Below are 25,855 nucleotides of genomic sequence, written 5' to 3'. Positions count from 1 at the left end.
TGTTTTTATCGCAGCTTGAGCGCTGCCCAAACTGCGTTGTGGTCGCTTAGCTCTTCGCCGGTGAAGGCGGCAAGTGCGCTGTCCGCCGGGGCAAAGCCGCAGTCCTCCGTTTTGGTGGAGACCACACGGCTGTCCATCGTTATCAGTCCGCGCGGCAGAATCCAGTCGAGCCGCATGGGCAGTGTGCTGCCGTCCGGCAGGGGTTTGCGCCGGGTCGGCTCGCCGCCGCCCGATGCCCGCCGCCACGCGTAACCCGCTCGCTCGCACAGGGGCAGCAGCGGCTCAAATTCGTCCACATGCGCCATCTGTTCCTGCTGCAGCGCAGGGCATTCGGCCAGTTTGCCGATTTCCTGCTTGTCGCGTCCGTCAAAGGTGTTGGTGTTCAGGTCGCCGCCCAGGATGACCGGCATACCGGGGAATACCCGCATGCACTCGTCCAGCACGGCCTGCATCTGCGCGAGCCGCCCTGCACCGTCCGTGCGGTTTTCCAGATGAATCGACGCGACGCCGACCGGTTTTCCGCCCACGTCGAGCTTTGCCAGCACGGCGTTTCGGCCGCCGATGCGGCGCTGTCGGTCAAAGTACCAGTTATAGCTTTCGGGCAGGCGCAGCGTTTCGGCCCAGACGATGGGGTAGCGCGAAAACACCGCGTTGCCGTGATAGCCCTTGGGGTGGGTTGGGTCGGTCAATTCGATGAATTCCAACCCGAATACGTAGTTCAGGCCGAGCGCTTCGGCGATTTCGCGCGCAGTGTCGCGCCCTCCCGAGCGGTTACAGCCATCGTCCAATTCGTTGGCGAGAATCAGGTCAAACGGTTGAATTTTGGGGCAAAATCGCAAAAAATCGATTGTTTCCTGTAGGTTTACGCCGCGCTCCATGTTGAATACCAGTGTGCGCAGCATGCCGTCCGGTGCGGGCGGCGGACACAGGGTGCAAATTTCGGCCTGCGCAAACTGCGGTATGGCATCCATCAGCGCACACTGCGGCTCGCGCTCGAGCCGCTCGGCCATGCGCAGCCGGAGCGTCGGTTCGATTGTCAGCATGATGGTTTTCCCCCTTTTGGCGGCTCGCCGTCAGCGGCGGCGGCAGGTGTCACGGATAATCAGCTCAGGCTCGAGGATATCGGCAACCGGCGTCATATCGCCCGCAATCTGTGCGAACAGATGATCAACGGCGCGGCGGCCAAGCTCGGCCTTGTGCTGTGAAACGGTGGTCAAATTGATGCGGGGCAGGCCGGCAAAGTCGATATTATCGAAGCCGAGCAGCGAAACATCCTCCGGAATGCGCACGCCGCACTCCTCGGCCGCCTGCAGCACGGAAAGCGCAATGCGGTCGGAATAGGCGAAAATCGCATGGGGAAGGGGGCCTTCGCGGAAAAGCTGCAGCGCACGCGCGTGGTTGTGCTGGTAGGAATCGCCCTCAGCAGGGCTGGGATATTCGCGGCCGGACAGTCCGGCTTCCTCCATCGCCTTGCGGAAACCCGCGATACGGAAGTGCCGCGTGCGCGAGCCCTCACGGCCGCCGAGAAAGGCAATATCGCGATGGCCAAGGCAGAGCAGATACCGCGTGGCTTCATACGCGCCGCGCTTGTTGTCTACCACAACATAGCTGCACTGATCGTCATGGTTGTTGCCGAGATACACACGCGGGGTAGACCCCAGCGCGTGCTCCAGCTTGCGCTGGGAGCCGGGCGAGACGGGCGCGATAATCAGGCCATCGATCTGCTGTGAAAGCAGGCTGTCCAGCACGAGGGTTTCGCGCGCTTCTTCGCGCAGCGAATTGCAGAGCAGCACACGATACCCGTTCTCCCGCGCACGCATCTCGACCGAGAGTCCCAAGCCGGAGAAATAAGGGTTCGAAATATCGGGAACGATGAGCCCGATCGTTTTGGTATTTTTCATGACCAGTCCGCGTGCGGCCTTGTTGGGCACATAACCCATTTCGGCGCAGGCGGCGCGCACACGCGCCTTGGTTGCATCGCTGATTTCGGGGCGGTCGTCAAGCACGCGCGACACGGTCGCAAAGCTGACGCCCGCACGCACGGCGACGTCCTTGATGGTCACACGCTTCATGCCTGCGACCTCCTCTTTCTATTCAGTCAGCCTGCGGGGCAGGCTTGCGGATTTTCAAGTAAATACTCCAGGAAACGGCGTTGCCGAGCAAAACCGGGGCAAGGCCATACAGGGAAACCACATACAGCATGGTAGCGCGTGCGGCAGGTTCCAGCTGAAACGCCGCCACATAGAACGTCAGCACAAGCACGGCAAGTCCGACAAAGCTGTACGGCACCATGCGTTTATCGTGCAGCAGGAAGAACACGCAGCACACCGCGGTGCCGATCAGGGCAATTAAAATGCAGTGAACCGTGGTTGAAATGAGGTCGCTGCCAAAGTAGAGATGGCGGTACATCGGTCCGACCAGCAGCGCATAGGCCGCGCCGAACACGCCCGCAAAGACGAGGGACAGCAGGAAGCACATCATCACGATGGGACTTTTGCGCTTGCCCTCCTTGGTAACAAAAAGCGCCATAGCTATCTTTCTCCAATCATTACACACGCCGCCGGGCGGCGCGGGCGGGGAAGTGGTCGTTCCCGGCGGGTCATCCCCGCCGGAAAGCAACCATCGCAATTATAGAATCCGTTCCAACGGAGCTCCGCTTCATTGGAACCCTGCGCCGTGCGCATTTTAATAGAAAATCGCGTTGCGATTTTCATGAAATCCGGGGACATGCGCCTCGGATTTCATACAAACCGGCGAAGAATTGTGCCCGAAGGGCGCGGTTCGAAGCCGGAACACTCGATTGAAACGAACGTTTCAATCGAATCAGCCCAAGAGCGTCCAGAAATCACGCACAGGGTTGATATTGTCATAGATGTCGGTGGGGTTAAAGTCGGAAACGTTGATTTCGCTGTACGGGGTAGAGCCTTCAGCGGGTTCGATGTCATCGCGCACCGGCCAGCCGCCGAGCGTGTTAAAGGGATCATAGCCGCTGGTGTCGCCGTCTGTGCCGCCCATCATGAAGCGAATCAGCAGCTTTGCAGCGTTCGGATGCTCGCAGCCCTCGACGACGTATACGGTGTTGATGGCCGGAATACCGGTGGTCGGCGTCAGATTGATCGGCGCGAGGCACCAGTCGTTATCCTTGTTCTTGCGCAGCTTAGAGGACGCGCAGAAGCCGATCGGCGGATTTGCTTGACCCTTTGTGCCGACTGATTCGGCGATTTCGTCCGAGGACGAGGTGAAAATCGGGGAATTGTCATGCAGGCGCTTGAGGAATTCATAGCCTGCGTTCTCGCAGCCGTCGGACAGCACGAGGTCTTCGCCCGTCAGCTCCTTATAAGCGGCCTCGAGCTGCGCCGGTGCATCGCCCACGCAGAAGCCGGTAATCCACGAACCCCAGGAGATGTTGTCCAGCGGGTTCTGCATCATCAGGCGTCCCTTCCACTCCGGCTGGGTGATTTCCCAAATGTTCGTTACCGGAGGGCCGTCGGGATTGGCTTCGCTGTTGTAGAACAGCTGGGTCAGCTCGATGTACAACGGGGTCTGCGTCTCGCGCAGCTTCGCATCGATGTGATCCATAATCGCCGCCGGCTGATAGTTATAGAACTTCTTTTCCAGAATGTACTCGTTGTAGAGCGAGCCGTCCTGATCCTTAATATGTACGACGTCGGCCACGTGCTGGCCTGCATCGTATTCGCGGGTGACCTTTTCGAGCAGCTCATTGGTTGAAATATCGAACGGTTCGCACACCACGCCCGGATATTTCGCGTTGAACGCTTCTGCAACCTTGGTGCAGCGGGAGGAAATGGAGTAAAGCGTGACCTTGCCCTCTGCCTTGGCCAGTTCGTAGAGCTCGTCGTCGGTCTCGTCGGTGTTGAAAATGCCGGAGGACTGCTCCCACGGTGTCAGCTCAGCTTGGCCCGAAGCTGCCTCCTGGTTGGGGTCGACCGCTGCGCCGGGGTCTGCCGCGTCACTGCCGCCACCACCGCATGCGGTCAGTGAGAGTGCCATTACCGCCGCCATCGTGCCGGCGAACCATCGTTTGTGCTGTAACATAAATTTGCCTCCTTACTCGCTCTCTTTTCATATTTTGGTGCGATATTCCATCACACAGAGTACTTAATCAGGTTCTCGCTCTTTTTGTCAAACACATTGATTTTCTTCGGATCGATGGACAGATACACCGTCTGATCGGGGCTGTAATGGGTGATGCCCAGTGCCTTAATGACCATGGACACGCCGCACATCTTAGCCGTGACCAGCGTTTCCGAGCCTGCGGGCATCGAGGTGTAAATCTTCGCTTCGATGTCGTCGGGGGACTGGCGCTCGGTATTGATTGTGACCTGCTCGGGACGAATGCCGAGCACCGCGTCGAACGTGCCGCTCGTCGGCGCGCCCGGGGTCATATCGCTCTTCGGGAAGGACAGCTTGCCTGCCGCGCCGTCGATTTCCATGCCGGCGGCCGTGACCGTCGCCTTGACGTCGACAAAGTTGATGCGCGGGTTGCCGATGAAGTCGGCCACGTACAGGTTTGCGGGGTTGTTGTACAATTCCAGCGGCGGCGCGACCTGAATGATGACGCCTTCCTTGAAAATTGCAATCTTGGTGGACATGGTCAGCGCCTCGACCTGATCGTGGGTAACGTAAATCATGGTCGTTCCGGTCTCGGTGTGCAGGCGCTTGAGCTCGGAGCGCATGTCAACGCGGAGCTTTGCGTCAAGGTTGGACAGCGGCTCGTCAAGCAGCAGCAGGCGGGGTTCGGACGCAATCGCACGGGCGATGGCAACGCGCTGCTGCTGGCCGCCGGACAGCTCGGAGGGGTAGCGGTCAATGTACTGACCGATCTGCATGCGCTCGAGCGCATCGGTCACGCGCTTGTTGACCTCTTCCTTGGACATTTTCTTAATGTTCAGACCAAAGGCGATGTTTTCGCGCACGGTCATGTGCGGCCACAGCGCGTAGGACTGGAAAACGAGGTTGAGCCCGCGCTCGGACGGGGGTGCAAAGTGCGCCTCGGCGGCGTTGACAATCTCCTTGCCGTCCATGTAAATCGTGCCGTTCTGGGGTTTTTCCAAACCGGAAACCACGCGCAGGGTCGTCGTCTTGCCGCAGCCGGACGGCCCCAAAAGGGTCATAAAGTCGCCGTCCTCAATGGTCAGCTCCACGTCCTTGAGGATGTGGTTTTTGCCGTAAAACTTATCAATATGCTTCAGTTCGATTTTGCTCATTCCCGAAACTCCTTTGTCAGATATGTAATCCCATTCCGCCGAAGCTCTGCCTCGTCGGAATGCTGCGCTTGTGGGAGCGCAGCGACTTGCAATCGGTATTTTCCGGCCACTTGTTGTCGGAAAATACACCTTGACTCAGCGGCTCAGTGCCGCGCCCTGGGGGTATCGAAGTGTGGTTTCGTAAGGAACCATACTTCGTATATAGGGGGAATCGGATTTCCCCTATACCTTTTTTAGCCGCCCATGCTCTTCGCCAAATCCGCGTCGCCGAAGATGTTGGCCAGCGCATAAACGAGGAATACAATCGAGAACATCACGATTGCTACACAGTTGGACGCCTGCGGCGAGTTGCCGTTTGCATACTGGAACGCGAGATAGGGCAGTGTGGACGTTTTGGGCGTCATAATCAGGATAATCAGGTCAAGTTCCTTCATAATGGATACGAAAATCAGCATGAAGCCCGAGATGAAGCCGCCCTTGGACAGCGGGAACACAATGCGGACAAAGCGCTTGAAGAAGCCTGCACCCGCGATTGCGGCTGCCTCCTCCAATTCGCCGCCGATTTGCAGCATGTTGGACGTGCCTGCACGGGATGCGAAGGGCAGATGCTTGACAACCGAGGTGATGGTCAGCAGTGCGAAGGTGCCGTACAGCGAGGGCACGAGCGTCACGCCGAACAGCGTCTGCGGACGAGAGAACATCGAAAGGAAGATGCCGCCGAACGCGATGGACGGAATCAGGTAGGGGATGAACACCAATTGCTCCACCACTCTGCCATGCAGCTTGCCGCGGCCCTTGGCGCAGATATAACCGATGATCTGGCCGAAGATGGTGCCGAAGATGCCGTTGACAAAGGTCAGCTTGAGCGAGTTGATGAGTGCGTTGATGAAGTTTGGATTGCGGAAGATACCGGGCAGACCCTCCATAATCTCCTTGCGTGAACCGTCGCCGACCCAGTAATAGGTGGTTAAGTTGGCAAGCGAGTAGGTGCCCTGCTTGAGCATAAAGGACTCAAGAATCAGGATGAGAATCGGCATGATAATGCCGACCGCGAAGAAGGCAATCAGCACAATCGTGATAATCGGTTTTTGTGCGCCGAGCCGAATCGGAGTTGAGCGGCCGCCCTTGCCGCCGATGGTGGCATAGGATTTACGCGAACCAATCAGCTTCTGGTTGACAAACACCGAAATCGATGCAATGCAAATCATAATCAGCGCCATTGCGAAGGCGGTTTGGGTGTTTTGTGACTTGCTGTTCATGTAAAGCTGGCTGGACAGGGTGACGAAATTCACCTTGGAACCTAAGTAATTGATAACGCCGAAGGTGCCGATGGCCTTGGAGAAGGTCAGGATGACCGCTGACAGCATAGCCGGCAGCACCAGCGGGAAGGTGATTTTACGAAGAATCATCGCTTTGCCTGCGCCCTGAATCTCGCCCATTTCCTCAAGCTCGGAGTTAATGGAGTTGAGTGCGGACGAGACGAGCAGGTACGCATAGGCATAATAGTGAAGGGAGAGCACCGTAATGATGGCCACCGGGCCGTAAGCCAGCCAGTCTGGCACGTTGATGCCCAGGCTCATCAGGAATCCGGGCGAGCCGCCGATGCGCTCGGTCTTGAACATGGTCAGCCATGCCTGCGATTTGCACCACGAGGGAATCATATAAGGAATGATAACCGCAAGCGAGAAGAATTTTTTGAAGGGAAGATCGGTGCGAACCATCAGCCATGCAAGCACCGAGCCGATTGTAATCGCGCAGACTGAAACGCAAGAGCCGATCAGCAGCGAGTTGAGCAGCGGCTGCACCAGCAGCTTGGTGGTCAGGTTGCTTGCGAGCAGTCTCTGCCAGTAGTAAAGCGTGAACGCTCCGGCGACGCCGCCGGACTGCCGCACATCGCGCTGTGCGAGTGTGAACGTGGTGGAAATCATGTCGAGCAGCGGCAGAACAATCAGATAGGTCAGCAGTACGATGGCAATCAGCACGATTACGTTGTACGGATTGGTGACCACCGCTTTGAGCTGGTTTTTCAGTCGCCTGCTCTTCGAATAATTCTGGTCCTTTGGTTTCATGTTTCTTGTGCACCCTCCCTCAGATTTTGGTTATACGCTTCTACGATGGGCACGATTTCCGGCAGGGTTTCAATGCGGAAATCGGCTTCATATCCCATATCGCGGTATTTTTCGTCCTTGTGGTAGATGCGGGGATTGTCAATTTGAATCATCAGCGGCCAGCCTGCGTTCCGCACGCCGCGCACGTCCCGGGAAATAGTGTCGCCGATATAACAGGCTTCGCTTTTGCAAATCCCCATATCACGCAGCGCAATTTCGAAAATTTCCGGCCGCGGCTTGCGGATACCGCACACGCTGCTCATCACCAGTGTTTCAAAATACTGGTCGACGCCGTGTTCCTTTAAAATACGCGGAACAAAGGTAACACTCATAATATTGGAGATGACGCCCAGCCGGTAGCCCCGGCTTTTGAGCGCCTCGAGCGTTTCGTGCAAACCTTTTCGCTGTACAATCTCTTTCCGGCGGCGGTCGAACATGTAGCTCAGCTCTTCGCCCAGACCTTTGATTCGGTCAGGCGGTATGCCGAAGTCCCGCAGCATGTACTCTCTCCAGATGACATCACCCGGCAGTTCGATCAGCTCTTGCTCGGTAAACTTTTTATAGGCCTTTGCGCCTTCATTAACGTGTGGAAGCAGAAGCTCTGGCGTTTTTGTGGTCTCTATGCCGTGAACCTGCAGATAACCGTGCAGCTCCTCCGCATAAGCTTTGTCATTGGCAGGCGTTGCGTCCTGGGTGTGCACCGTGCCGCCGATGTCAAAGAATATCGCTCGGATCATGGACTTTCCCCCCTTTTGCGCCGTTCATCGACGGCGCGTTCTGCGCAAACGTTTTCGGTTGATGGACTTATCCTACCATTCCAGACTCTGGATGTCAACGGGGTTTCATGCGATTTTCCCATTTATACGAAATTGCCCCCTCGGTTTTCGGCAAATTTGCACAATAGACGTTTGGCAACCAAACTGCTATACTGGCCTTAACGCAAACGATTACGAAAACAGAAAAGAGGACAAATTATGACTTATGATTTGATGCTGATTGGACCTGCGACCCGAGATGTCAACATTGACTACACCGGACAGGAGGTACACGAGATCGGCGGCGCGGTCTATTTCTGTGCCTATGCGGCCAAGGCTGGCGGAGCAAACGTTTACGCCTCGGTCAAAATTAACGCCGAAGACCGTGATATTTTAGATGCATTTGAGTTCGACGCCGACCATATTGCCCTGCTTCCCTCGCCGCACACCACGCTTATGCGCAACACCTATTTCACCGCCGACCGCGAGCGCCGCCGCGCCGAATGTCTGGCGCAGTCCGCCCCCATCACACCCGACCAGATTCCGGATGTGGACTGCGGTCTGTACCATCTGGCCGGCCTGCTGTACGGCGATTTTCCGAACGAGCTGATTGAGGCACTTTCCAAAAAAGGCAAGGTTTCGGCGGATATTCAGGGATTTCTGCGCCATAATGAGTCGGGTACGATGAATTTCCACGACTGGGCGTATAAGAAGGACTATCTGCACTACTTTGACTTCCTTAAGACCGACGCGGCCGAGGCCGAAATCCTGACCGGCACCGACGACCGCCGTGCCGCCGCGAAAATGCTGTACGACTGGGGCGCAAAGGAGATTCTCATCTCGCACAACAGCGAAATGCTCGTGTTTGACGGTGAAACCTACTACACCTGCCCGGTCAAGGCACGCAACCTGTCGGGACGCACCGGCCGCGGCGACACCACCTTCGGCGCGTACCTCGCCAAGCGCATGACGGGCGCGGACATCGGCGAGGCGCTCGAGTTCGCCACCGCCGCAGTTTCACTGAAAATGGAAACCCCTGGCCCGCTGCGCGGCGGCGAAGCGGACGTGCAAGCCTATATCAACGAATTTTACCACTGATTTTCGTCTATTTTCTACATAAAAAGGCTTGTTTTACGTCCCGCAATACAGTATGATGGATTTACGAAAAATTTGCACGCGGGAGGACTGATAACGATGCGGCGTGTGACAATTAAGGATATTGCGCGGATTGCAGGCGTTTCCTATGCCACCGTATCGCGCGCGCTCAGCGGCTCAAATGAGATCAGCGAGCAAACGCGCAAACGCATTCTGGAAATCTGTGAGCAGGAGGGCTATCGCGCAAACGTTCTCGCGCGCAGTCTCATCTGCCGCCAGACCCGTGTGCTCGGTCTGATTATTCCGGATGTGACCAACCCCTTCTATTCCGAGCTGTCGCTGGGCATTGAGACCTATGCCCGCAAGCTCGGCTACAACGTCATGCTGTGCAACAGCCAGCCGGACGGCAGCGCGACCGAGGAGCTGTTTGAGTTTCTGGTCGGCCATCAGGTGGACGGCATTATTTTGGCCAGCTCGCGCAACGAAGCGCGCGGGTGGGTGACCAAGTATTTCCGCACCGTGCCGACTGTGCTGCTTGGCGATTCGCTCGCCGAGGACGACGAGGGCGAGGTCAACGCGGTCAGCATCGACAACCGCGCGGGCGGACGCATCGCGGCCGAATACCTGCACTCACTTGGGCACCAAAAGGTGCTTTATCTGGGGCTGCGCCCGGGTTCGCTGACCCATCAACTGCGTTTTCGCGGCTTTTGCAGCGCGATGGAGCAGTTCGGCGGACAGCCGGAGGTGTTGGAAAACCACGAGGAGGCGTCCTCCATCGCGGCAGGCTACACGCTGGGCAAGCAGGCGTTTGCGCGCGGGTTTGACGGCACGGCCATCTTTGCCGCGACCGATTCCATCGCACTGGGCGTGCTGCAGGCGGCGGACGAATTCGGCCTGAGCGTTCCGAACGACCTGTCTCTGTTGGGTTTTGACAACATTATTTACTCGTCGCTGCCCAAAATCACGCTTTCAACCATCGATCAGCGCAAGCAGATGCTTGCGGAAGCCGCAGTCAGCCTGCTGCTAGATGTGATTGAAAACCCCGCGCGGGACGAATACACCCGCCGGCTCATCAAGCCCGCGCTGGTGGAGCGGCAGTCATGCAAACGGGTATAAGAGCATATGCAAAAGGCGTCATCGTTTTTCTCAAACGATGACGCCCTTTTTTTCAGGCTCGGATTGTAGGCCGTCACAACACATACATTGCAAGCAGGCTTAACAGCAAAATATGTGCCGGATAGAACAGATACGAAAAGTATTTAAACACCGTTCCCGCACGTCCGTTTAGTGTTTTCTTGCCGTTGTACATCCAAATAAAGAGTAAACTCAACAGGGCAAGTCCCTGCTGATGAAGTGCAGGTTGGTCGCACGCACTTTGTCAATCAGCCTTAAAAAGAGCAGGGCAATCAGAAATGTAAACATCACATTTTGATGAAACGGCCCGATGATTTGTCCGCCCATCATCAGATTATATGGAATTTCGGAAATAATCGCGAACAGCAGCATGTTTTGCAGGTACTTCTTTTTGCTCGATGTGTGCAGATACCCCTCGGTAATCTGAAAAGCAAAAATGGGAAACGCCAGTCTTCCGATTTGTGTCATCCATCCGTATCCGGCGACGTTTACCACGGTCATATAAGCGTGATCGAACAGCATAAACAGCATGGCTAGAATCTTCAGCCACTCTCTGCTAATGATTTGGTAACGGTGCGTTGTTGTTGATTCCATTTTATCTCCCAATATTCTATACACAGATCGGTGTGTTGTTTTCTGTTATGATACCATGCGGCACGCCGTTTCTCAACTTGGTCGTTTGAGCCGCGCAAAGCAAACGCGTCAGTCACTCTGTTTGTGGCTGACGCGTTTTCAATCGTCTTCAAATTCCGCTTTCGTATCCCTTACAGCTTGGTCGCCAGCTCATACAGATGCGCATATACGCCGTTCTGTGCGAGCAATTCCTCGTGTGTGCCCTGCTCGCTCACGCCCTCCTCGGTCAGCACGACGATTTTGTCCGCGCTGCGGATGGTGGACAGCCGGTGCGCAATCGTCAGCACCGTGCGCCCCTTGGCCAGACGCTCCAGACTTTGCTGCACCAGCCGCTCGGACTCGTTATCCAGCGCTGAGGTGGCTTCGTCGAGAATCAGGATGGGCGGGTTCTTTAAAAACACACGCGCAATCGAAATGCGCTGCTTCTGCCCGCCCGACAGGCGCACGCCGCGCTCGCCGACATAGGTGTCGTAGCCGTTCGGGGTGGCCTCGATAAACTCGTGCGCACCCGCCTGCTTCGCGGCTTCGATGACCTCATCCCGTGTCGCATCCGGCCTGCCATAGGCGATGTTTTCAAAAATCGTGCCCGAAAACAGGTATACGTCCTGCTGCACCACGCCGATACGGCGGCGCAGGCTTTCGAGCGAAACCGTGCGCACGTCCTGTCCGTCGACGGTGACGCGCCCGCCGGTTACATCGTAAAACCGCGGAATCAGGTTGCAAATCGTCGTCTTGCCGCCGCCCGACGGGCCGACCAGCGCGACAGACTGCCCCGCGTGAATGTCCAAATCGAGATGATCGAGAATCACCGTGTCCAGATCGTCCGCATAGGCGAAGGACACGTCCTCAAACCGGATGTCGCCGCGCACGGTTTGCAGCTCAATCGCGTTTTCCGGATCGCGGATGTCGGGCACGGCGTCCATGACCTCGAAAAAGCGCTCAATGCCGGTCATACCGCGCTGGAACTGCTCGGTAAACTCAACGATGCGGCGGATGGTGGCGAGCAGCGTCGTCACGTACAGCAGATAAGCCATGAAATCCGCCGGATCAATCTGGCGGTACATCATGAACAGACCGCCCGCCACGATGACTACGAGGTACATCACACCGTCAAACGCGCGGGTGGTGGCGTTGAACGCGCCCATCCAGTGGTAATTTTCTTTTTTGATATCGAGCCAGTCGCGGTTGCCCTGCTCGAACTTGTCAATCTCGCGCGCCTCGCCCGTGAAGGACTTGACCACGCGCACGCCGAGCAGGCTGTCCTCCACCTGCGCGTTAACCTCGCCCACCTGCTTGCGGTTTTTGCCGAAGGTCGCGCGCATTTTGTGGTTGAATTTCGAGGAAACAACCGCCATCAGCGGTACAATCGCGAAGATAATCAGCGTCAGCGGCACGTTAATCGTGCACAGGATGACGAACGAAACCACCATTTTCAGTCCCGCGATGAAAAACTCCTCGGGGCAGTGGTGCGCAAACTCGGTCACGTCGAACAGGTCGCTCGTGATGCGTGCCATGAGCTGACCGACCTTGGTCGAGGCAAAATAGCTGAAGGACAGCTTCTGCAAATGGCCGAACAGTGCGCTGCGCATGTCGGTTTCGATTTTTGCGCCCATCACATGGCCGACGTTCGACATGAAATAGCTCGCCGCCACGTCAATCACGCGCAGCACAAGGTAGAGCGCCGCGACGCGCAGGATGAGGCCCGCCGACAGCAGCGACAGGTCGTCCATGCCGAGCTGGGCGAGATGGCGCACCATCAGAGGCAGCACGATCTCGCACAGCGTCGTCAGCGCAGCGCAGAACAAATCGAGCGCCAGCACGCGGCGGTAGGGTTTAAAATACGGTGCAAAACGGCGCATGAGCGCGCCGGTGGATTGTTTCAAGGTTCTGATGTTCCTTTCTTTATGTACGGAAGCGGTCTAAAAAGCTGTGTCTGCCGTCCGCGTCCTGCCAGCCGAGCAGCTTTGCGGTGTCGACGCCAGACACGGCATTCAAAATATTGGCTTCAATCTGCGGATTCTGTGCCGCGAGCGTGGCGATGAGCGCCTTAATCTCCGCCCGCTTGGTGTCGTGCTCGAGCAGCTTTGCCGGGCAGTCGCAGGGCAAAAAGGTCAGGCCACAGTGCCGCACCCACTCGCTCACCGCGCGCTCGCGCACGAAATACAGCGGACGAATCAGCTCCATCCCCTCGTAATGCTTGGACTGCACGCGCGGCAGCATGGCCTGCACCTGCCCGCCGTAAAGGAGTCCCATCAGTACGGTTTCGATTGCATCGTCATAGTGATGACCGAGGGCGATTTTGTTGCAGCCGCGCTTTTGCGCCTCGGCATAGAGGTAACCGCGCCGCATCTTGGCGCACAAAAAGCACGGATGCTCGGCCGCGTGGTTTGCCGCAACGCGCAGCACGTTGGTCTCGAATATTTCCAGGGGAATGCCCAATTCGCGGGCGTTCTGTTCCAGCTTTTCCCGCCCCGCGATCTGATAGCCGGGATCCATGGCGAGAAATGTCAAAGAAAAGGGGAGGGTGCGCTGCAAATCCTGCAAAAGCAGCGCGAGCAGCATCGAATCCTTGCCGCCGGAAATACAGACGGCCACACGGTCGCCCTCCCGCACCAGTCCGAACTCCTGCACGGCGCGGACGAAGGGCTTGCGCAGTATGCGCACAAATTCGCGCTGTAAACTGCGCCGAATCTCGATTTCTGTCATTTTCCATCCGCCTTTTTGCCTTGGAAATGATAGGTGATGCGCGCGAGCAACCAGTCGGGCGCGAAGTGGCGCGCGACGGTCATCGCCTTCATCGGCACGCCGGGGACGATTTCGGCCTTGCCCGCGAACATGCCTATGATGGCCTCCTTGGCTACGCGCTCGCAGCTCAGGCCGCCTAGTGCAAACTTGACGCCCGCCACCTTGTTAAACTCGGTATTGACCGGACCCGGGCAGAGCGCACAGACCTTGACCGGACTCTTCTTGTGCCGCAGCTCCTCGCGCAGCGCCTGTGTCAGGCGCAGCACATAGTTTTTGGTCGCGTAATAGGTCGCCATCAGCGGGCCGGGCAGATAGCCGGCCGAGGACGCAACGTTCAGGATATACCCGTGTCCGCGGCCGACAAAGTCCCGCGCGAACAGCTTGGTCAAAATATGCACCGCGCGGATGTTGGTGTCAATCATGCGCAGCTCATCGTCCAAATCGGTGATGAGAAAATCGCCGAACAGGCCGAAGCCCGCGTTATTGATGACGATGTCGAGATCCTCGCCACGCGCAGCCTCGTAGAGCAGACGGCACTCGGCCGCGTCCGACACATCGGCGGCGATGATGTGGCACACCGTCGGCAGCGACGCCGCGAGCGTGCGCAAACGATCCTCCCGTCGGGCGACCAAGGTCAGCTCATATCCCATGCCGGAGAGGATTTTGGCCATTTCGCGTCCCAAACCGGCGGACGCTCCTGTAATCAGTGCACGCATATGCGGCGCCTCCTTAAACTTTATACTTGCGCAAAATGCGGCTGTACCAGAAAATCAGCACAAAAAGACCGCCTAGACCGCAGACCATGGTCAGCACGCCCGCGACCGCCATCGACCACAGCGCTGCAAGGCCGCAGCCGACAAAGCTCAGCCCGTAAACGCACCACATGACAGCGTTTTCGCGGTTGTAGGCAGGGATGTCCCTGATGCTTTCGGGCGCAACCGTGCTGCCCAACCAGAAGTGCATGGGGGTTTTGCGCCGATCTGCCCACGCGCCCACCGCGAAAAACACTGCCGCGCACACGAAACAAATGACCGCCATCGGGATTCCCTCCATGCAGACACCCCCTTTTTTTGCCGATTTTATCACATAGTAAGTGTACCATGCGGCGGCGTTACCGTCAAACACAGGTTTACGCCATTTTTCCTTTTAATCTGCACAAAAAAATGGTATACTACATAATAGAAAACAGGAGGGCAAGTTATGGAAAATCTCATTCAAGAGCTGCTTAAAAAGCTCGTTTCGCCCATGAAAATTGAAGAAATACGCCACGTGATGCCCGGCGTCGGCAAGCAGGAGCTGAAAAGCCTGCTCGACCGGCTGACAAGTGACGGCAGCATCATGAAAAACAAGAAAAACCGCTATGCCGTCCCCTCGCATTACGGCTGCTGCGCGGGCAAGTTCCTCGCGACCGAGCGCGGGTTTGCCTTTGTTGCACCCGAGGTTGAGGACGGCGCGCCCAAGCCGGATGATCTCTTCATCCCGCCGAACGCGACCGGCGGCGCATGGCACGGCGACCGCGTGCTCGTCAAGGTGAGCGAACGCAAAAACAACCGCGGCCGGCGCGAAGCTGTCGTCATCCGCATTCTGTCCCGCGCGGGCGGCGAGCTGACGGGCGAACTCAAGCTGCGCGGCAAGCGGTACTTCGTCGAGCCGACGAGCAAGAAATACCCCGAAATCGAAATCCACCGGCGCGACATCGGCACCGCCAAGCCCGGCGATCGCGTCGCCGTTGCGGTTTCGTACTACGGCGACGACACGGTCGGCCCGCAGGGCAGCATTTCCGCAAGTCTGGGCGCAGAGGGCACGATGGAAACCGCCATCGCCGCCATTCTGCACGAAAACCACATTTTTGAGGAATTCCCGCGCGAAACGCTCGATCAGGCCGAGAATATTCCCCAAACAGTCGATATGGCGACGGCGGGCGACCGCCTTGACCTGCGCGACAAGCTGATTTTCACCATCGACGGCGACGACGCCAAGGACTTTGACGACGCGGTTTCGCTCGAACTGCTCGAAAACGGGCACATGCTGCTCGGCGTGCACATCGCGGACGTAAGCCACTATGTCACCCCGCTCTCGCCGCTTGACACCGAGGCCTACCGCCGCGGTACCTCGGTCTATTATCCGGGACACGTGGTGCCCATGCTGCCGTTTGCGCTCAGCCACGGCATCTGCTCGTTAAATCCCGATGTGGATCGCCTGACCTTCTCCGCGCTGATGGAGGTTGACAAGGACGGACGGCGCTACGGCGCGAAGTTCGCAAAATCCATCATCTGCTCCAAGGCGCGCATGACCTACAACAAGGTAAACCACATTCTCGCCGGAGACGACGCGCTGCGGAAGGAATACGATTTCCTCGTGCCGACCGCCGAGCGGATGAACGCCCTTGCCCACGCGCTTGAAAAGCGCAGGGTGGAGCGCGGCGCGCTTGAGCTTGACATTCCCGAAGCACAGATTGTTGTGGACGAGAGCGGAAAGCCGATTGACGTACAGTACCGCGACCGCGGCGAGTCGGAAAAGCTGATTGAGGAATTCATGCTGATGGCGAACGAAGCCGTTGCGGAATTCATGTGCAAGCGCGGCGACCCGACCGTGTACCGCGTCCACGAAAACCCCGACCCCGAAAAGCTGCGTGTGTTCGCGGCCTTCGCGCGGCCGTTCGGCTACCGCGTTGACCCGTCCAAGGCGGAGGATACCTTCCAGCTGCAAACCGTGCTCAAGGGCGCGAAGGGCGACCCCAAGCAGCGCATTCTGCCGACGCTGCTGCTGCGTTCGCTCGCCCGCGCACGCTATTCCGATGAGTGCATCGGCCACTACGGCCTGAAGGCCAAGTTTTATCTGCATTTCACCTCGCCCATCCGCCGTTATCCCGATCTTGTCGCCCACCGGATGCTGCAAAAGGCACTGCTGGGTGAGGAATTCGCCAAAACCGACGCAGGCATGTGCGAGGAGGCCGCAAAGCAGTCCACCACGCGCGAGCAGGCCGCCGACAACGCCGAGCGCGACATCGATAAGCTGTTTATGGCCGCCTATATGCGCCAGTTCATCGGACAGGAGTTCGACGGCGAGGTGTCCGGCGTGCAGTCGTTCGGCGTGTTCGTCGCGCTGGCAAACGGCTGTGAGGGACTCATCCGCGTCGAGCTGCTCGGCGGAGACTATTATCAGTACGATGAGGAGCACATGGCGCTCGTCGGCCGGTCGACCGGCAAACGGCTGAGCATCGGCACGCCGATCCGCGTGACGCTTGTCAGCGCGAGCGAGGTGACCGGACAAATCGACTTCACCCCTGCCGACCCCGCAATGGCGCCGTCTGCCGACACCATCGCCGTGGCCGACGCGAAACGGGATGTGCGCAGTGCGCGGCCTGCCCGTCCAAACGGCAAGAAGCCCGCGTCCTCCCGCGGCCGCAAGCGCCCGCCGCGCATCCGCCGCTGACCCGAAACATCTTGGTTTTATCAAAAGGAGACTTCGCAACATGCCCGGTTTGGTTCTTGAGGGCGGCACCTTCCGCCCGGTTTTTTCCTGCGGTGTGATGGATGCCCTGCTTGACCACGGCGTAATGTTCGATTACGTCATTGGTGTGTCGGCAGGCATCACCTACGCCATGTCCTATCTATCCCGCCAGCGCGGCCGCAACCTTGAGGTGCTGACCACTTACCGCGGGGACAAACGCTATATCGGCGCGCGTAATCTGGTGCGCGACCACTCGCTTTTCGGCGTGGACTTTGTTTTTCAGACCATTCCCTCCCAGCTCATTCCATTTGACTGGGACACTTTTAACAAGTATAATGGGAATGTTTTGGTTGGTGTGACCAATGCCGAAACCGGTAAAATCGAGTATCTGGACGGCAAGCAGCTCGACAAGCCCAGCACCATGCTGCGCGCGACCTGCGCGATTCCGTTTTACTTTCCGGTGGTCATGATTGACGGCACACCCTACTACGACGGCGGTCTTGCCGACCCGATTCCGATTGTCAGAAGCCTGCACGACGGCAATGAAAAGAACCTGATCGTGCTGACGCAGCCGGATGAGTACCGCAAAACCGTCACACGCGGCACCGCGCTTTCGGCGCGCGCGCTGCGGAACAAATATCCGAACCTGTCCGAAACGATGCTCGCGCGGGCAAAGCACTATAACGAAACCGTGTGCTTCTGCCGTCAGCTTGTCAAAAAGCAGCCGCAGAATACGGTGCTGCTACAGCCCGAGCACAAGCTCGAAAGCTTTGAAAAGGACATAAACAAGCTGCAATGGGGTTACGACATGGGGTATCGTCTGGCTTGCGACCGTATGGACGATATTCTGGCGTTATTTTCATAAATCCGGGGCGGGGGAACGCTCCAAAACATATAAAAAAGGGGATTTGATAACACAATGGAACGAAAGATCATTCAGATTGAAGACAAGGTACCGGCAAAACTGCTCGTGCCGCTTTCCATCCAGCACATGTTCGCTATGTTCGGCGCGTCGGTGCTCGTGCCGTTCCTGTTCGGCATCAGCCCGGCAATCGTGCTGTTCATGAACGGCGTGGGCACACTGCTCTTTATCGCCATCACCAAGGGCAAGGCGCCTGCTTATCTCGGCTCGTCCTTCGCCTTTCTCGCGCCGGCGGGCATCGTCATCTCACAGTGGGGCTACCAATATGCGCTGGGCGGCTTTGTTGCGGTCGGTGCGCTCGGCTGTGTGCTTGCGCTGATCGTCTACAAGTTCGGCACCGACTGGATTAGCGTTGTGCTGCCCTCGGCCGCGATGGGCCCTGTTGTCGCTCTGATTGGTCTGGAGCTTGCCGGTACGGCGGCAAACACCGCCGGACTGCTGGGAGACGCGGTTGAGATGAAAAACGTCATCGTATTCTGCGTCACACTGGGTGTTGCGGTGTTCGGCAACGTGCTGTTCCGTGGCTTCCTGTCGATTATCCCGATTTTGGTTTCCATCATCGCGGGCTATGTAGCGGCTGTTGCAACCGGCGTGACCACAGGCGCACAAATCATGGCGGCGCTGCGTCAGCCGCTCTTCCAACTCCCCAACTTCCAGACCCCGCGCTTTAATCTGGAAGCGATTTTGATTATTCTGCCCGTTATTCTGGTTATTGCAAGCGAGCACATCGGCCACCAGATTGTAACGAGCAAAATCGTCGGCCGCGACCTGCTGAAGGATCCCGGCCTGCACCGCTCGCTGTTTGCGGACAACTTCTCGACCATGATTTCCGGCTTCATCGGCTCGGTGCCGACCACGACCTACGGCGAGAACATCGGCGTTATGGCGATGACCAAGGTGTACTCGGTGCGCGTCATCGGCGGCGCGGCTGTGCTGTCCATCCTGTGCTCGTTCATCGGGCCGCTCGCCGCGCTCATCCAGACCATTCCCGGCCCGGTGATCGGCGGCATCTCCTTCCTGCTGTACGGCATGATCGGCACGTCCGGCATCCGCATTCTGGTCGATAACAAGGTCGATTACGGCAAAAACCGCAATCTGACGCTGACCTCAGTCATCTTCGTTGTCGGCCTGTCGGGCATCGCGCTGAAGCTCGGCAATGTTGAGCTCAAGGGCATGGTGCTGGCGGCTGTTGTCGGCATGGTGCTCAGCCTCGTGTTCTACGTGTTCGACAAGCTCAAGTGGTCGAACGATCTGCACGAAGCCGAAGAATAAAAACAGAAAAAACAAAAAGTCAGGCATTTGTCCTGACTTTTTGCTTTTCCCCCACCATATTTTTCCACATGCTATTTGCATTGCCTACATATGATAGAAAAAAAGGAGGCAGCGAATGAACATGCAAGGGAAACGAACGCATTATTTCGTCGCAGCGAACAGCTCGGCGGGTTACCAGAATCTCATTGAAACCAATGTGACCGATTTGGAAACGGTCTATGTGCTGACGGGTGAGGTCACGCCGTGCAGCTACGCGGTGCTCGCCCAAACGGCCGACCGGCTGACGGAGCAGGGCATTGATTTGGAGTGCATCCACTCGGCCTATGCGCCGGATGAGCTGGACGGGCTGATTCTGCGTCAACAAAAAATCGGCGTTTTTGCCGATCATCTTCTGCCCGAGGGGTTAGAGGAGTGTTTTTCCAAGGTCATCTCCATCGACCTGACCGGCGCACTCACGGGGTCTATCGACGCCGAAAAGCTGACCGTGCTCGGCGAACAAATCCACACCGCGAGCGAGAAAGCCTATCAGACCTTCGCCAAGGCCATTTTGGTGCACGACGAATGGGAAGCCATTTACATCGGCCACATGGATTTTGCCAAGGCCGACCGTCTCACCTCCAAGGTGATTGCGATGCTGCTGCCCGAAACGCCGGTCGGCGAGCCGACCATCGCGCGGCACCGCTTTTTCGGCGGCGCGACCTATAAGGGCTCGCTCGACTATGTGCCGCAGATTACCGCGCCGCTCAGCAAGCGCTATTTCATCAAGGGGCGCCCCGGCTCGGGTAAGTCCACCATGCTCAAGAAAATCGCGCAGAAGGCCGCTGCGCTCGGCTATGAGGTCGAGGTATATCATTGCGGCTTTGACCCCAAGAGCCTTGACATGGTGCTGATACAGCCGCTGAATCTGTGTATTTTTGACAGTACCGCCCCGCACGAGTATTTTCCGGACTCCGCGCGCGATGAAGTCATTGATATGTACGCCGAGCTGATTGACGCAGGCACCGATGAAGCGAACCAAGCAGCGCTCGACGACATCCGCGGCCGGTATCAGAAAATTGTGCAGCAGGGTGTGGCCTATCTTGCCGAGGCAAAGCAGCACGGGGACGCGCGAAACGCACTGCTCGAGCAGAGTATTGACAACGGCGCCGTCCTTTCGATCATCGATATGCTGACGCTGTCGCTGCTGTCCGACTGCGGGCTGTAACGGCAAACAAAAAACGCTCCCTCGAGAGGGAGCGTTTTCTTATGCTATTTCGATGCGAGGAATGGATTACTTCGCGTCAACCTTAGCCATGTGCTCAACGAGCATCAGCAGCTTGTTGGAGTAGCCCCACTCGTTATCGTACCAAGAAACAACCTTCACGAAGGTGTCGGTCAGCGCAATGCCGGCCTTGGCGTCGAAGATGGAGGTGCGGGGATCACCCAGGAAATCAGAGGAAACAACGTCCTCGTCGGTGTAGCCCAGAATGCCGGCCAGTTCGCCTTCGGAAGCAGCCTTCATTGCAGCGCAGATCTCATCGTACTTAGCGGGCTTCGCGAGGTTGACGGTCAGGTCAACAACAGATACGTCCAGGGTCGGAACACGCATGGACATACCGGTCAGCTTGCCGTTGAGCTTGGGGTAAACCTTGCCAACAGCCTTTGCAGCGCCGGTCGAAGAGGGGATGATGTTGCCGGTAGCCGCACGGCCGCCGCGCCAGTCCTTCTTGGAGGGGCCGTCAACAACCTTCTGGGTGCCGGTAGCGGAGTGAACGGTGGTCATCAGGCCATCGGTGATGCCGAATGCTTCGTCCAGAACCTTGGCGATCGGAGCCAGGCAGTTGGTGGTGCAGGAAGCGTTGGAAACAACGGTCATGTCCTTGGTGTAGGTGTCGTTGTTAACGCCCATAACGAACATCGGAGCGTCAGCGGAAGGAGCAGAGATGATAACCTTCTTTGCGCCGCCCTGGATGTGCGCCTGGCACTTCTCAGTGGTGGTGAACACGCCGGTAGACTCAACAACGTAGTCTGCGCCGACTTCGCCCCACGGGATTTCAGCCGGATTCATCTTGTCAAAGAACTTGATCTTCTTGCCGTCAACAGTGATAGAGCTGTCGTCGAACTCGATCGTGCCGTCATAGCGGCCATGCATGGTGTCATACTTGAGCATATACGCCATGTAGTCCGGCGTCATGAACGGATCGTTTACTGCTACGAACTCGATATTCGAATTCTTCAGACCAGCGCGGAAAACCATACGGCCGATACGGCCAAAACCATTGATGCCTACTTTGATACCCATTGTAGAAATCCTCCTCGAAATAATAACATTATGTCAGTCGATGGTCATATTATACACTATTTTTACTAAATGACGCAAGGTGTAATATTTGTGAAATTTTTGTCATTAGCGATAGGCTTTTTGTATATTTTTCTTTGCAATAATTGTAAGAGCGGTGTTATAATAAGTTAGAAGCACTAAATATAGTATTGCACTCCCTGCCCGTATCTATTCACGTAAAAAAATACGGGCGGGCTGCGTGATATGGAGGATAGAGATGGCGGAAACATTTTTCACCCAAATCGAGGACGACACCATCCGAGCATTATTGAACCATACCACATTGCACAATGCAGCGCTGATAATTGTGGGATCATCGCTGCATATTGAGCGTCTGAACGAACGCGGTGCGCAGCTGACCGGGCTGCATCCGCTTGAGCGAATCGACCAAATTCTAAGTCCGCGCGCCACCGTTGCGCTGAAGGACTGCATTGCCGACCATTTGCCGCGCACGATTGAGGAAGAGTTGGACGCAATTGTTTATCGGCTTGAGCTGCTGCCCCGATCAGAGGGCGCGCTGCTTGCCTTTATTCGGGATGAACGCACCCAGTACGACGGTACGCTGCGCATCGTGCAGCAGCAGTCTGCGGCGGTGCTCAGCGCACTGCTGAGTGAGGCCGAGCAAGTGGAAAACCCCGCGCTTGCCGCGCGCATTCGCAAGCAGTGTCTGCGCATGCAGCGTATGCTGAGCCATTGTGATTTTTTACACGACCCGCCGGTGACCGAACAGCTTCATCTGCTTTTCAGTGATGTAGCTGCTCTTTGCCGCGACTGTGCAGCGCGGGTTTCCGCGCAGATCGGCCGTTCCATCACCGTGCATACGCCTGATTCCTTTCTATTGCTGTGCGAGCCGGATCTGCTGCGCGCCGCCGTGCTCAACCTGCTGACCAACGCGGTGCAGGCCTCGCCGAGAGACGCGGAAATCGAACTGAGCCTAAACCCCGACAACTACGCGCCCACCATCACAATTTCTGACCGCGGCCCGGGACTGGACGCGCATCTGTTTCAGCAGCTGCTCGAGGGCTGGCAGTGCACCATTACGCTGGAGGATTACCGCAGCATCACCTCCAAGGGCGCATCGCTTGGCCTTGGTCTGCCGCTCGTACAGCGCATTGCGCTGCTGCATGGCGGTATGCTGCTGTTTTCCCCGCGGCAAAACGGCGGCAGCCAGTTTCATCTGGTGCTGTCGCACCTGCCCGAATGGATGGCCGACAACAATTTTCACGCACCAATGTCTGTTGAGCAAGCCTTCACCACCGATGAAATCGAACTATCTGTATTTTAACCAAAAACCGCATAAAAAAGCCTTCACACAAGCGTGTGAAGGCTTTTTTTTACGCTGCGACAGGCTGCCGCAGGCTGAGGTTATATACAATCTGTGCCATTTCGGCGCGGGAAACCTGTGCGCGGGGCGCAAAGGTGCCGTCCGAATTGCCTTGCAGCAGCTCGCCCGCGACGCAGAATTTCAGGCTCTCCTGCGCCCATGTACCGATATCCTTTGCATCCGTAAAGGTATCGAGCGAAACCGTGGTCGGGTCGACCGCCGTCTTCAGCTTAATCCACTGGCAGTACCGCTCGAGCACGCAGGCGAATTCCTCGCGCGTAATCGTGGCAAGTGGCTTCATCGTCCGGTCGGAGTTGCCGGTCATGATGCCTGCGTAAAAACAGAAGGAGACCGCCGTCAACCGATCGGGCGAAATCGTTGCATAATCGGGTGCTTCGCTGAGCGAAGAGCCGCCCTGTGTGGTCAGATTGCCGCGCTGTCTCGCGTCGCGGTAGATTACCTCGGCCACCTGTTCGCGTGTCATCTTCTGATCCGGGGCGAAGGCGCCTCCGACCTGATCCATCAATCCGTTTTGGGTTACATAAGCCGCCGCCGCGTCATACCATGCCGCATGCGCCGGTGCAGCCGCTGACAAGACCAGAACCATTGCCATGAGAAGGCTTATCCATCGTTTTTTCATCGTCACATCTCCTTTTATCAGGCTGTGAAGTCCCCCGGCTTCGTTTTCATTATAACACAGCATCCACAGGAGAAAGGTGTCAGTTATGTAACACTTTCAAGTCATATTCCGGTAATATATGTTTTTATATGATATTTAACGGTAAATTTGCTGGAATTATTTTTTAAAACATAAAAGAATCCCCTGTGCCGAAACGCAGGGGATTTCCTCTTAATCCTTGTAAAACGCGCCGAAGCCCTTGTATGCCATATACAAATCGAGCTTTGCGATGCACTCAAACGGTGCATGCATGGAAAGCACAGGCACGCCGGCATCGACAGTGTCAATGTTACGGTTGGCCAGGTACATGGCAACCGTGCCGCCGCCGCCCTGATCGACCTTGCCCAGCTGGCCGGTCTGCCAAATGATATCTGCCTTGTCAAAAATACAGCGAATACGTGCCATCAGCTCGGCTGTTGCATCCGATGTGCCCGATTTTCCGCGCGAACCGGTATACTTAACCAGTGCAAAGCCGCAGTTGACCTTGGCGTCGTTGCGCTTTTCCGAAACATCGGGGAAGTTGGGGTCAAACGCGTTGCACACGTCCGCCGACAGGCAAATGGAGTTTTCGTAGCATTCCCCGGGCAATACATCGGCGTCACGGCAAATGTCATCCATAAAGGTATCAAATGCGCGGGACTGCATGCCGGTCACGCCGTCCGAACCGATCTCTTCCTTGTCCACCAGCAGGCAGACGCAGGTGTGCGTCGGCGCGCCCTTGAGGTCGAACAGCGCGGTCGCGGCGGTGTAGGAGCACACGCGGTCGTCATGCCCATAAGCGCCGACGAACGAACGGTCAAATCCGATATCGCTCGCCTTGAAAGCGGGCACGCAGGTCAGCTCGGCCGAGAGGAAATCGGCCTCTACCATGCCGTATTCCTTGTTCAAATACTCCATAATGGCGAGTTTTACGCGCTCGGTGCACTTTTCATCCTTGGTTTCGGACGGAATTGAGCCGATCAGCACGTTCAAGCCCTCGCCGGTGAGCACCTCGGTCGCCTTTTTGGTCATCTGCTGCGTCGCAAGATGGGGCAGCAGGTCGGTAATCACGAATTTCGGATCGTTTTCCTTGTCACCCACGCGGATGTTGACCGTGCGCACCTTGCCGTTGTGGCATACGCAGACCACGCCGCGCAGCTCCAGCGGAATTGCTGCCCACTGGTACTTCTTGATGCCGCCGTAATAGTGCGTCTTGAAGTACGCCATGCCGCCTTCCTCATAAAGAGGCACGGTGCGAATGTCGATGCGGGGCGCGTCCAGATGCGCAGCGGTCAGCCGCACACCCTCGGACAGCGGCTTTTTGCCGATTACGGCAAGTGTTACGCCCTTCAAGCGGTTGATTTGATAGATTTTATCGCCCGTTTTGAGCGCGTCGCCGCGCTTATACGCACGAAATCCGCGTTCTTCGGCCTGCCGTACCAGTTCGGCAACTGCGTCACGCTCGGTTTTGCCCTCGTCGAGAAACTTCTTGTAACCCTCGGCATAGGTCTGCATGCCCTTCTTATCCGACCCCGTCAGACGGTCGAAACCGGGTTTTTTGTCGTAAAAAAGCTGTTCGGATGTCATAATTTCTCTCCTTTATACGAGTTTTTGATATAGAGCATCGACAGCCTGCGCCAAAAGCGTCAAACTGCCGTTGTTTTCGATGAGATAGGCACAGCGTGCGCGGTAAAAATCATCCTCGGGCTGCGCCAACACGCGGGCACGCGCCGCCTGCTCGCTCAGTCCATCACGCTCTATCACGCGCCGGATGCGGGTTTCGCGGTCGGCCAGCACGCCGATGACCGACTGACACAGCGTATCCGCGCCGCTCTCAAACAGCGTCGGCGCGTCATACAGCACGATGGGACGGTCGGCCTGCTCCAAAATTGCCTCCACCGAAGCGCGGCGGATGTAGGGCGTCGTAATTTGGTTGAGCAGACTTAGCTTCTCCCGATCGGAAAATACAATGCCCGCCAGTTTTTTACGGTCAAGCGTTCCGGTTTCGGTCAAAACGTCGCCGAACGCCTGCGCAAGCTCACCGAGCATTTTTTGATTTTGCGTGCACAGCGTATGATACACCGCGTCCGCGTCGACCCAACCTGCGCCGTGCGCCTGCATCAGCGCCGCGACTGTGCCCTTGCCCGTGCCGCTGCCGCCGGTTAATCCTATGATTTTCATTATACCACATCCTTATGCGAAATTTTA

24 protein-coding genes are annotated in these 25,855 nt (G+C 57.1%); 7 read left to right on the top strand and 17 right to left on the bottom strand.

The window, feature by feature from the left end; genetic code table 11:
- Nucleotides 1–5 precede the first annotated feature (5 nt).
- The 7 genes from QOX26_RS06135 to QOX26_RS06105 all read right to left on the bottom strand — a co-directional run bounded on the left by QOX26_RS06135 (nucleotide 6) and on the right by QOX26_RS06105 (nucleotide 8,073).
- Nucleotides 6–1,043 (bottom strand): endonuclease/exonuclease/phosphatase family protein, encoded by a 1,038-nt coding sequence (locus tag QOX26_RS06135; RefSeq protein WP_283674082.1) that lies wholly within the window; start codon nucleotides 1,041–1,043, stop codon nucleotides 6–8.
- A 30-nt stretch (nucleotides 1,044–1,073) separates the two neighbouring features.
- Complete coding sequence (locus tag QOX26_RS06130; RefSeq protein ID WP_283674081.1) at nucleotides 1,074–2,072, bottom strand: LacI family DNA-binding transcriptional regulator; 999 nt, start codon at nucleotides 2,070–2,072, stop codon at nucleotides 1,074–1,076.
- A gap of 22 nt (nucleotides 2,073–2,094) precedes the next feature.
- The gene (locus tag QOX26_RS06125; RefSeq protein ID WP_283674080.1) at nucleotides 2,095–2,529 is read right to left on the bottom strand and encodes a hypothetical protein; all 435 of its coding nucleotides are present in this window, start codon (nucleotides 2,527–2,529) and stop codon (nucleotides 2,095–2,097) included.
- A 294-nt stretch (nucleotides 2,530–2,823) separates the two neighbouring features.
- Nucleotides 2,824–4,056 (bottom strand): ABC transporter substrate-binding protein, encoded by a 1,233-nt coding sequence (locus QOX26_RS06120; protein WP_283674079.1) that lies wholly within the window; start codon nucleotides 4,054–4,056, stop codon nucleotides 2,824–2,826.
- A gap of 50 nt (nucleotides 4,057–4,106) precedes the next feature.
- Nucleotides 4,107–5,228, bottom strand: a complete 1,122-nt coding sequence (locus QOX26_RS06115) for an ABC transporter ATP-binding protein (protein ID WP_283674078.1) — start codon at nucleotides 5,226–5,228, stop codon at nucleotides 4,107–4,109.
- A gap of 233 nt (nucleotides 5,229–5,461) precedes the next feature.
- The gene (locus QOX26_RS06110; protein WP_283674077.1) at nucleotides 5,462–7,297 is read right to left on the bottom strand and encodes an ABC transporter permease; all 1,836 of its coding nucleotides are present in this window, start codon (nucleotides 7,295–7,297) and stop codon (nucleotides 5,462–5,464) included.
- Nucleotides 7,294–8,073, bottom strand: a complete 780-nt coding sequence (locus tag QOX26_RS06105; protein ID WP_283674076.1) for an HAD family hydrolase — start codon at nucleotides 8,071–8,073, stop codon at nucleotides 7,294–7,296. Before QOX26_RS06105 ends, QOX26_RS06110 begins: the two co-directional genes overlap by 4 nt.
- A gap of 237 nt (nucleotides 8,074–8,310) precedes the next feature.
- Here QOX26_RS06105 and QOX26_RS06100 point away from each other — a divergent pair, with 237 nt between their 5' ends.
- Nucleotides 8,311–9,189 carry a PfkB family carbohydrate kinase gene (locus QOX26_RS06100; RefSeq protein ID WP_283674075.1) on the top strand — a complete coding sequence of 293 codons (879 nt, stop codon included), beginning with the start codon at nucleotides 8,311–8,313 and terminating at the stop codon, nucleotides 9,187–9,189.
- Nucleotides 9,190–9,285: 96 nt separating this feature from the next.
- A complete protein-coding gene (locus QOX26_RS06095) occupies nucleotides 9,286–10,302 on the top strand; it encodes a LacI family DNA-binding transcriptional regulator (RefSeq protein ID WP_283674074.1) in 1,017 nt (338 codons plus the stop codon).
- 73 nt (nucleotides 10,303–10,375) lie between these two features.
- Here the strand turns inward: QOX26_RS06095 and QOX26_RS06090 are convergent, their stop codons facing one another.
- The 6 genes from QOX26_RS06090 to QOX26_RS06065 all read right to left on the bottom strand — a co-directional run bounded on the left by QOX26_RS06090 (nucleotide 10,376) and on the right by QOX26_RS06065 (nucleotide 14,751).
- On the bottom strand, nucleotides 10,376–10,495 hold the full coding sequence (locus QOX26_RS06090; protein ID WP_283674129.1) for a hypothetical protein: 120 nt from the start codon (nucleotides 10,493–10,495) through the stop codon (nucleotides 10,376–10,378).
- 17 nt (nucleotides 10,496–10,512) lie between these two features.
- Nucleotides 10,513–10,914, bottom strand: a complete 402-nt coding sequence (locus QOX26_RS06085) for a TraX family protein (RefSeq protein WP_283674073.1) — start codon at nucleotides 10,912–10,914, stop codon at nucleotides 10,513–10,515.
- A 170-nt stretch (nucleotides 10,915–11,084) separates the two neighbouring features.
- Entirely contained in the window at nucleotides 11,085–12,812 is a 1,728-nt protein-coding gene (locus tag QOX26_RS06080; protein ID WP_283674128.1) for an ABC transporter ATP-binding protein, read from the bottom strand.
- Between the two features lie 43 nt (nucleotides 12,813–12,855).
- The gene (locus QOX26_RS06075; protein ID WP_283674072.1) at nucleotides 12,856–13,659 is read right to left on the bottom strand and encodes a tRNA 2-thiocytidine biosynthesis TtcA family protein; all 804 of its coding nucleotides are present in this window, start codon (nucleotides 13,657–13,659) and stop codon (nucleotides 12,856–12,858) included.
- Complete coding sequence (locus tag QOX26_RS06070; RefSeq protein ID WP_283674071.1) at nucleotides 13,656–14,414, bottom strand: SDR family NAD(P)-dependent oxidoreductase; 759 nt, start codon at nucleotides 14,412–14,414, stop codon at nucleotides 13,656–13,658. Before QOX26_RS06070 ends, QOX26_RS06075 begins: the two co-directional genes overlap by 4 nt.
- 13 nt (nucleotides 14,415–14,427) lie before the next feature.
- Nucleotides 14,428–14,751: a hypothetical protein gene (locus tag QOX26_RS06065; protein ID WP_283674070.1), complete on the bottom strand. Its 324-nt coding sequence runs from the start codon at nucleotides 14,749–14,751 to the stop codon at nucleotides 14,428–14,430.
- Between the two features lie 147 nt (nucleotides 14,752–14,898).
- On the opposite strand from QOX26_RS06065, the gene rnr reads away from it, so the two are divergent.
- From rnr to QOX26_RS06045, 4 genes are all read left to right on the top strand, one after another.
- Nucleotides 14,899–17,133 carry a ribonuclease R gene (gene rnr, locus QOX26_RS06060; RefSeq protein WP_283674069.1) on the top strand — a complete coding sequence of 745 codons (2,235 nt, stop codon included), beginning with the start codon at nucleotides 14,899–14,901 and terminating at the stop codon, nucleotides 17,131–17,133.
- A 40-nt stretch (nucleotides 17,134–17,173) separates the two neighbouring features.
- Nucleotides 17,174–18,016 (top strand): patatin-like phospholipase family protein, encoded by an 843-nt coding sequence (locus QOX26_RS06055; protein WP_283674068.1) that lies wholly within the window; start codon nucleotides 17,174–17,176, stop codon nucleotides 18,014–18,016.
- A 54-nt stretch (nucleotides 18,017–18,070) separates the two neighbouring features.
- Entirely contained in the window at nucleotides 18,071–19,345 is a 1,275-nt protein-coding gene (gene uraA, locus QOX26_RS06050) for a uracil permease (protein ID WP_283674067.1), read from the top strand.
- A gap of 115 nt (nucleotides 19,346–19,460) precedes the next feature.
- Nucleotides 19,461–20,549 carry a hypothetical protein gene (locus QOX26_RS06045; RefSeq protein WP_283674066.1) on the top strand — a complete coding sequence of 363 codons (1,089 nt, stop codon included), beginning with the start codon at nucleotides 19,461–19,463 and terminating at the stop codon, nucleotides 20,547–20,549.
- 66 nt (nucleotides 20,550–20,615) lie between these two features.
- On the opposite strand, the gene gap is transcribed toward QOX26_RS06045, so the two are convergent.
- The gene (gene gap, locus QOX26_RS06040) at nucleotides 20,616–21,626 is read right to left on the bottom strand and encodes a type I glyceraldehyde-3-phosphate dehydrogenase (RefSeq protein WP_283674065.1); all 1,011 of its coding nucleotides are present in this window, start codon (nucleotides 21,624–21,626) and stop codon (nucleotides 20,616–20,618) included.
- Between the two features lie 256 nt (nucleotides 21,627–21,882).
- Here gap and QOX26_RS06035 point away from each other — a divergent pair, with 256 nt between their 5' ends.
- Nucleotides 21,883–22,950 (top strand): sensor histidine kinase, encoded by a 1,068-nt coding sequence (locus QOX26_RS06035; protein WP_283674064.1) that lies wholly within the window; start codon nucleotides 21,883–21,885, stop codon nucleotides 22,948–22,950.
- A 49-nt stretch (nucleotides 22,951–22,999) separates the two neighbouring features.
- Here the strand turns inward: QOX26_RS06035 and QOX26_RS06030 are convergent, their stop codons facing one another.
- From QOX26_RS06030 to coaE, 3 genes are all read right to left on the bottom strand, one after another.
- Nucleotides 23,000–23,629 (bottom strand): S-layer homology domain-containing protein, encoded by a 630-nt coding sequence (locus QOX26_RS06030; RefSeq protein ID WP_283674063.1) that lies wholly within the window; start codon nucleotides 23,627–23,629, stop codon nucleotides 23,000–23,002.
- Nucleotides 23,630–23,839: 210 nt separating this feature from the next.
- Nucleotides 23,840–25,234 (bottom strand): aminopeptidase, encoded by a 1,395-nt coding sequence (locus tag QOX26_RS06025; RefSeq protein WP_283674062.1) that lies wholly within the window; start codon nucleotides 25,232–25,234, stop codon nucleotides 23,840–23,842.
- A 12-nt stretch (nucleotides 25,235–25,246) separates the two neighbouring features.
- Nucleotides 25,247–25,828, bottom strand: a complete 582-nt coding sequence (gene coaE, locus QOX26_RS06020) for a dephospho-CoA kinase (RefSeq protein ID WP_283674061.1) — start codon at nucleotides 25,826–25,828, stop codon at nucleotides 25,247–25,249.
- Nucleotides 25,829–25,855: the final 27 nt, after the last annotated feature.

Source organism: Butyricicoccus sp. Marseille-Q5471, assembly GCF_951230135.1.
Taxonomy (GTDB): Bacteria; Bacillota; Clostridia; order Oscillospirales; family Butyricicoccaceae; genus Agathobaculum.
Note: the sequence above shows the minus strand (reverse complement) of the source record. Positions and strands in the feature narration are given on the sequence as shown.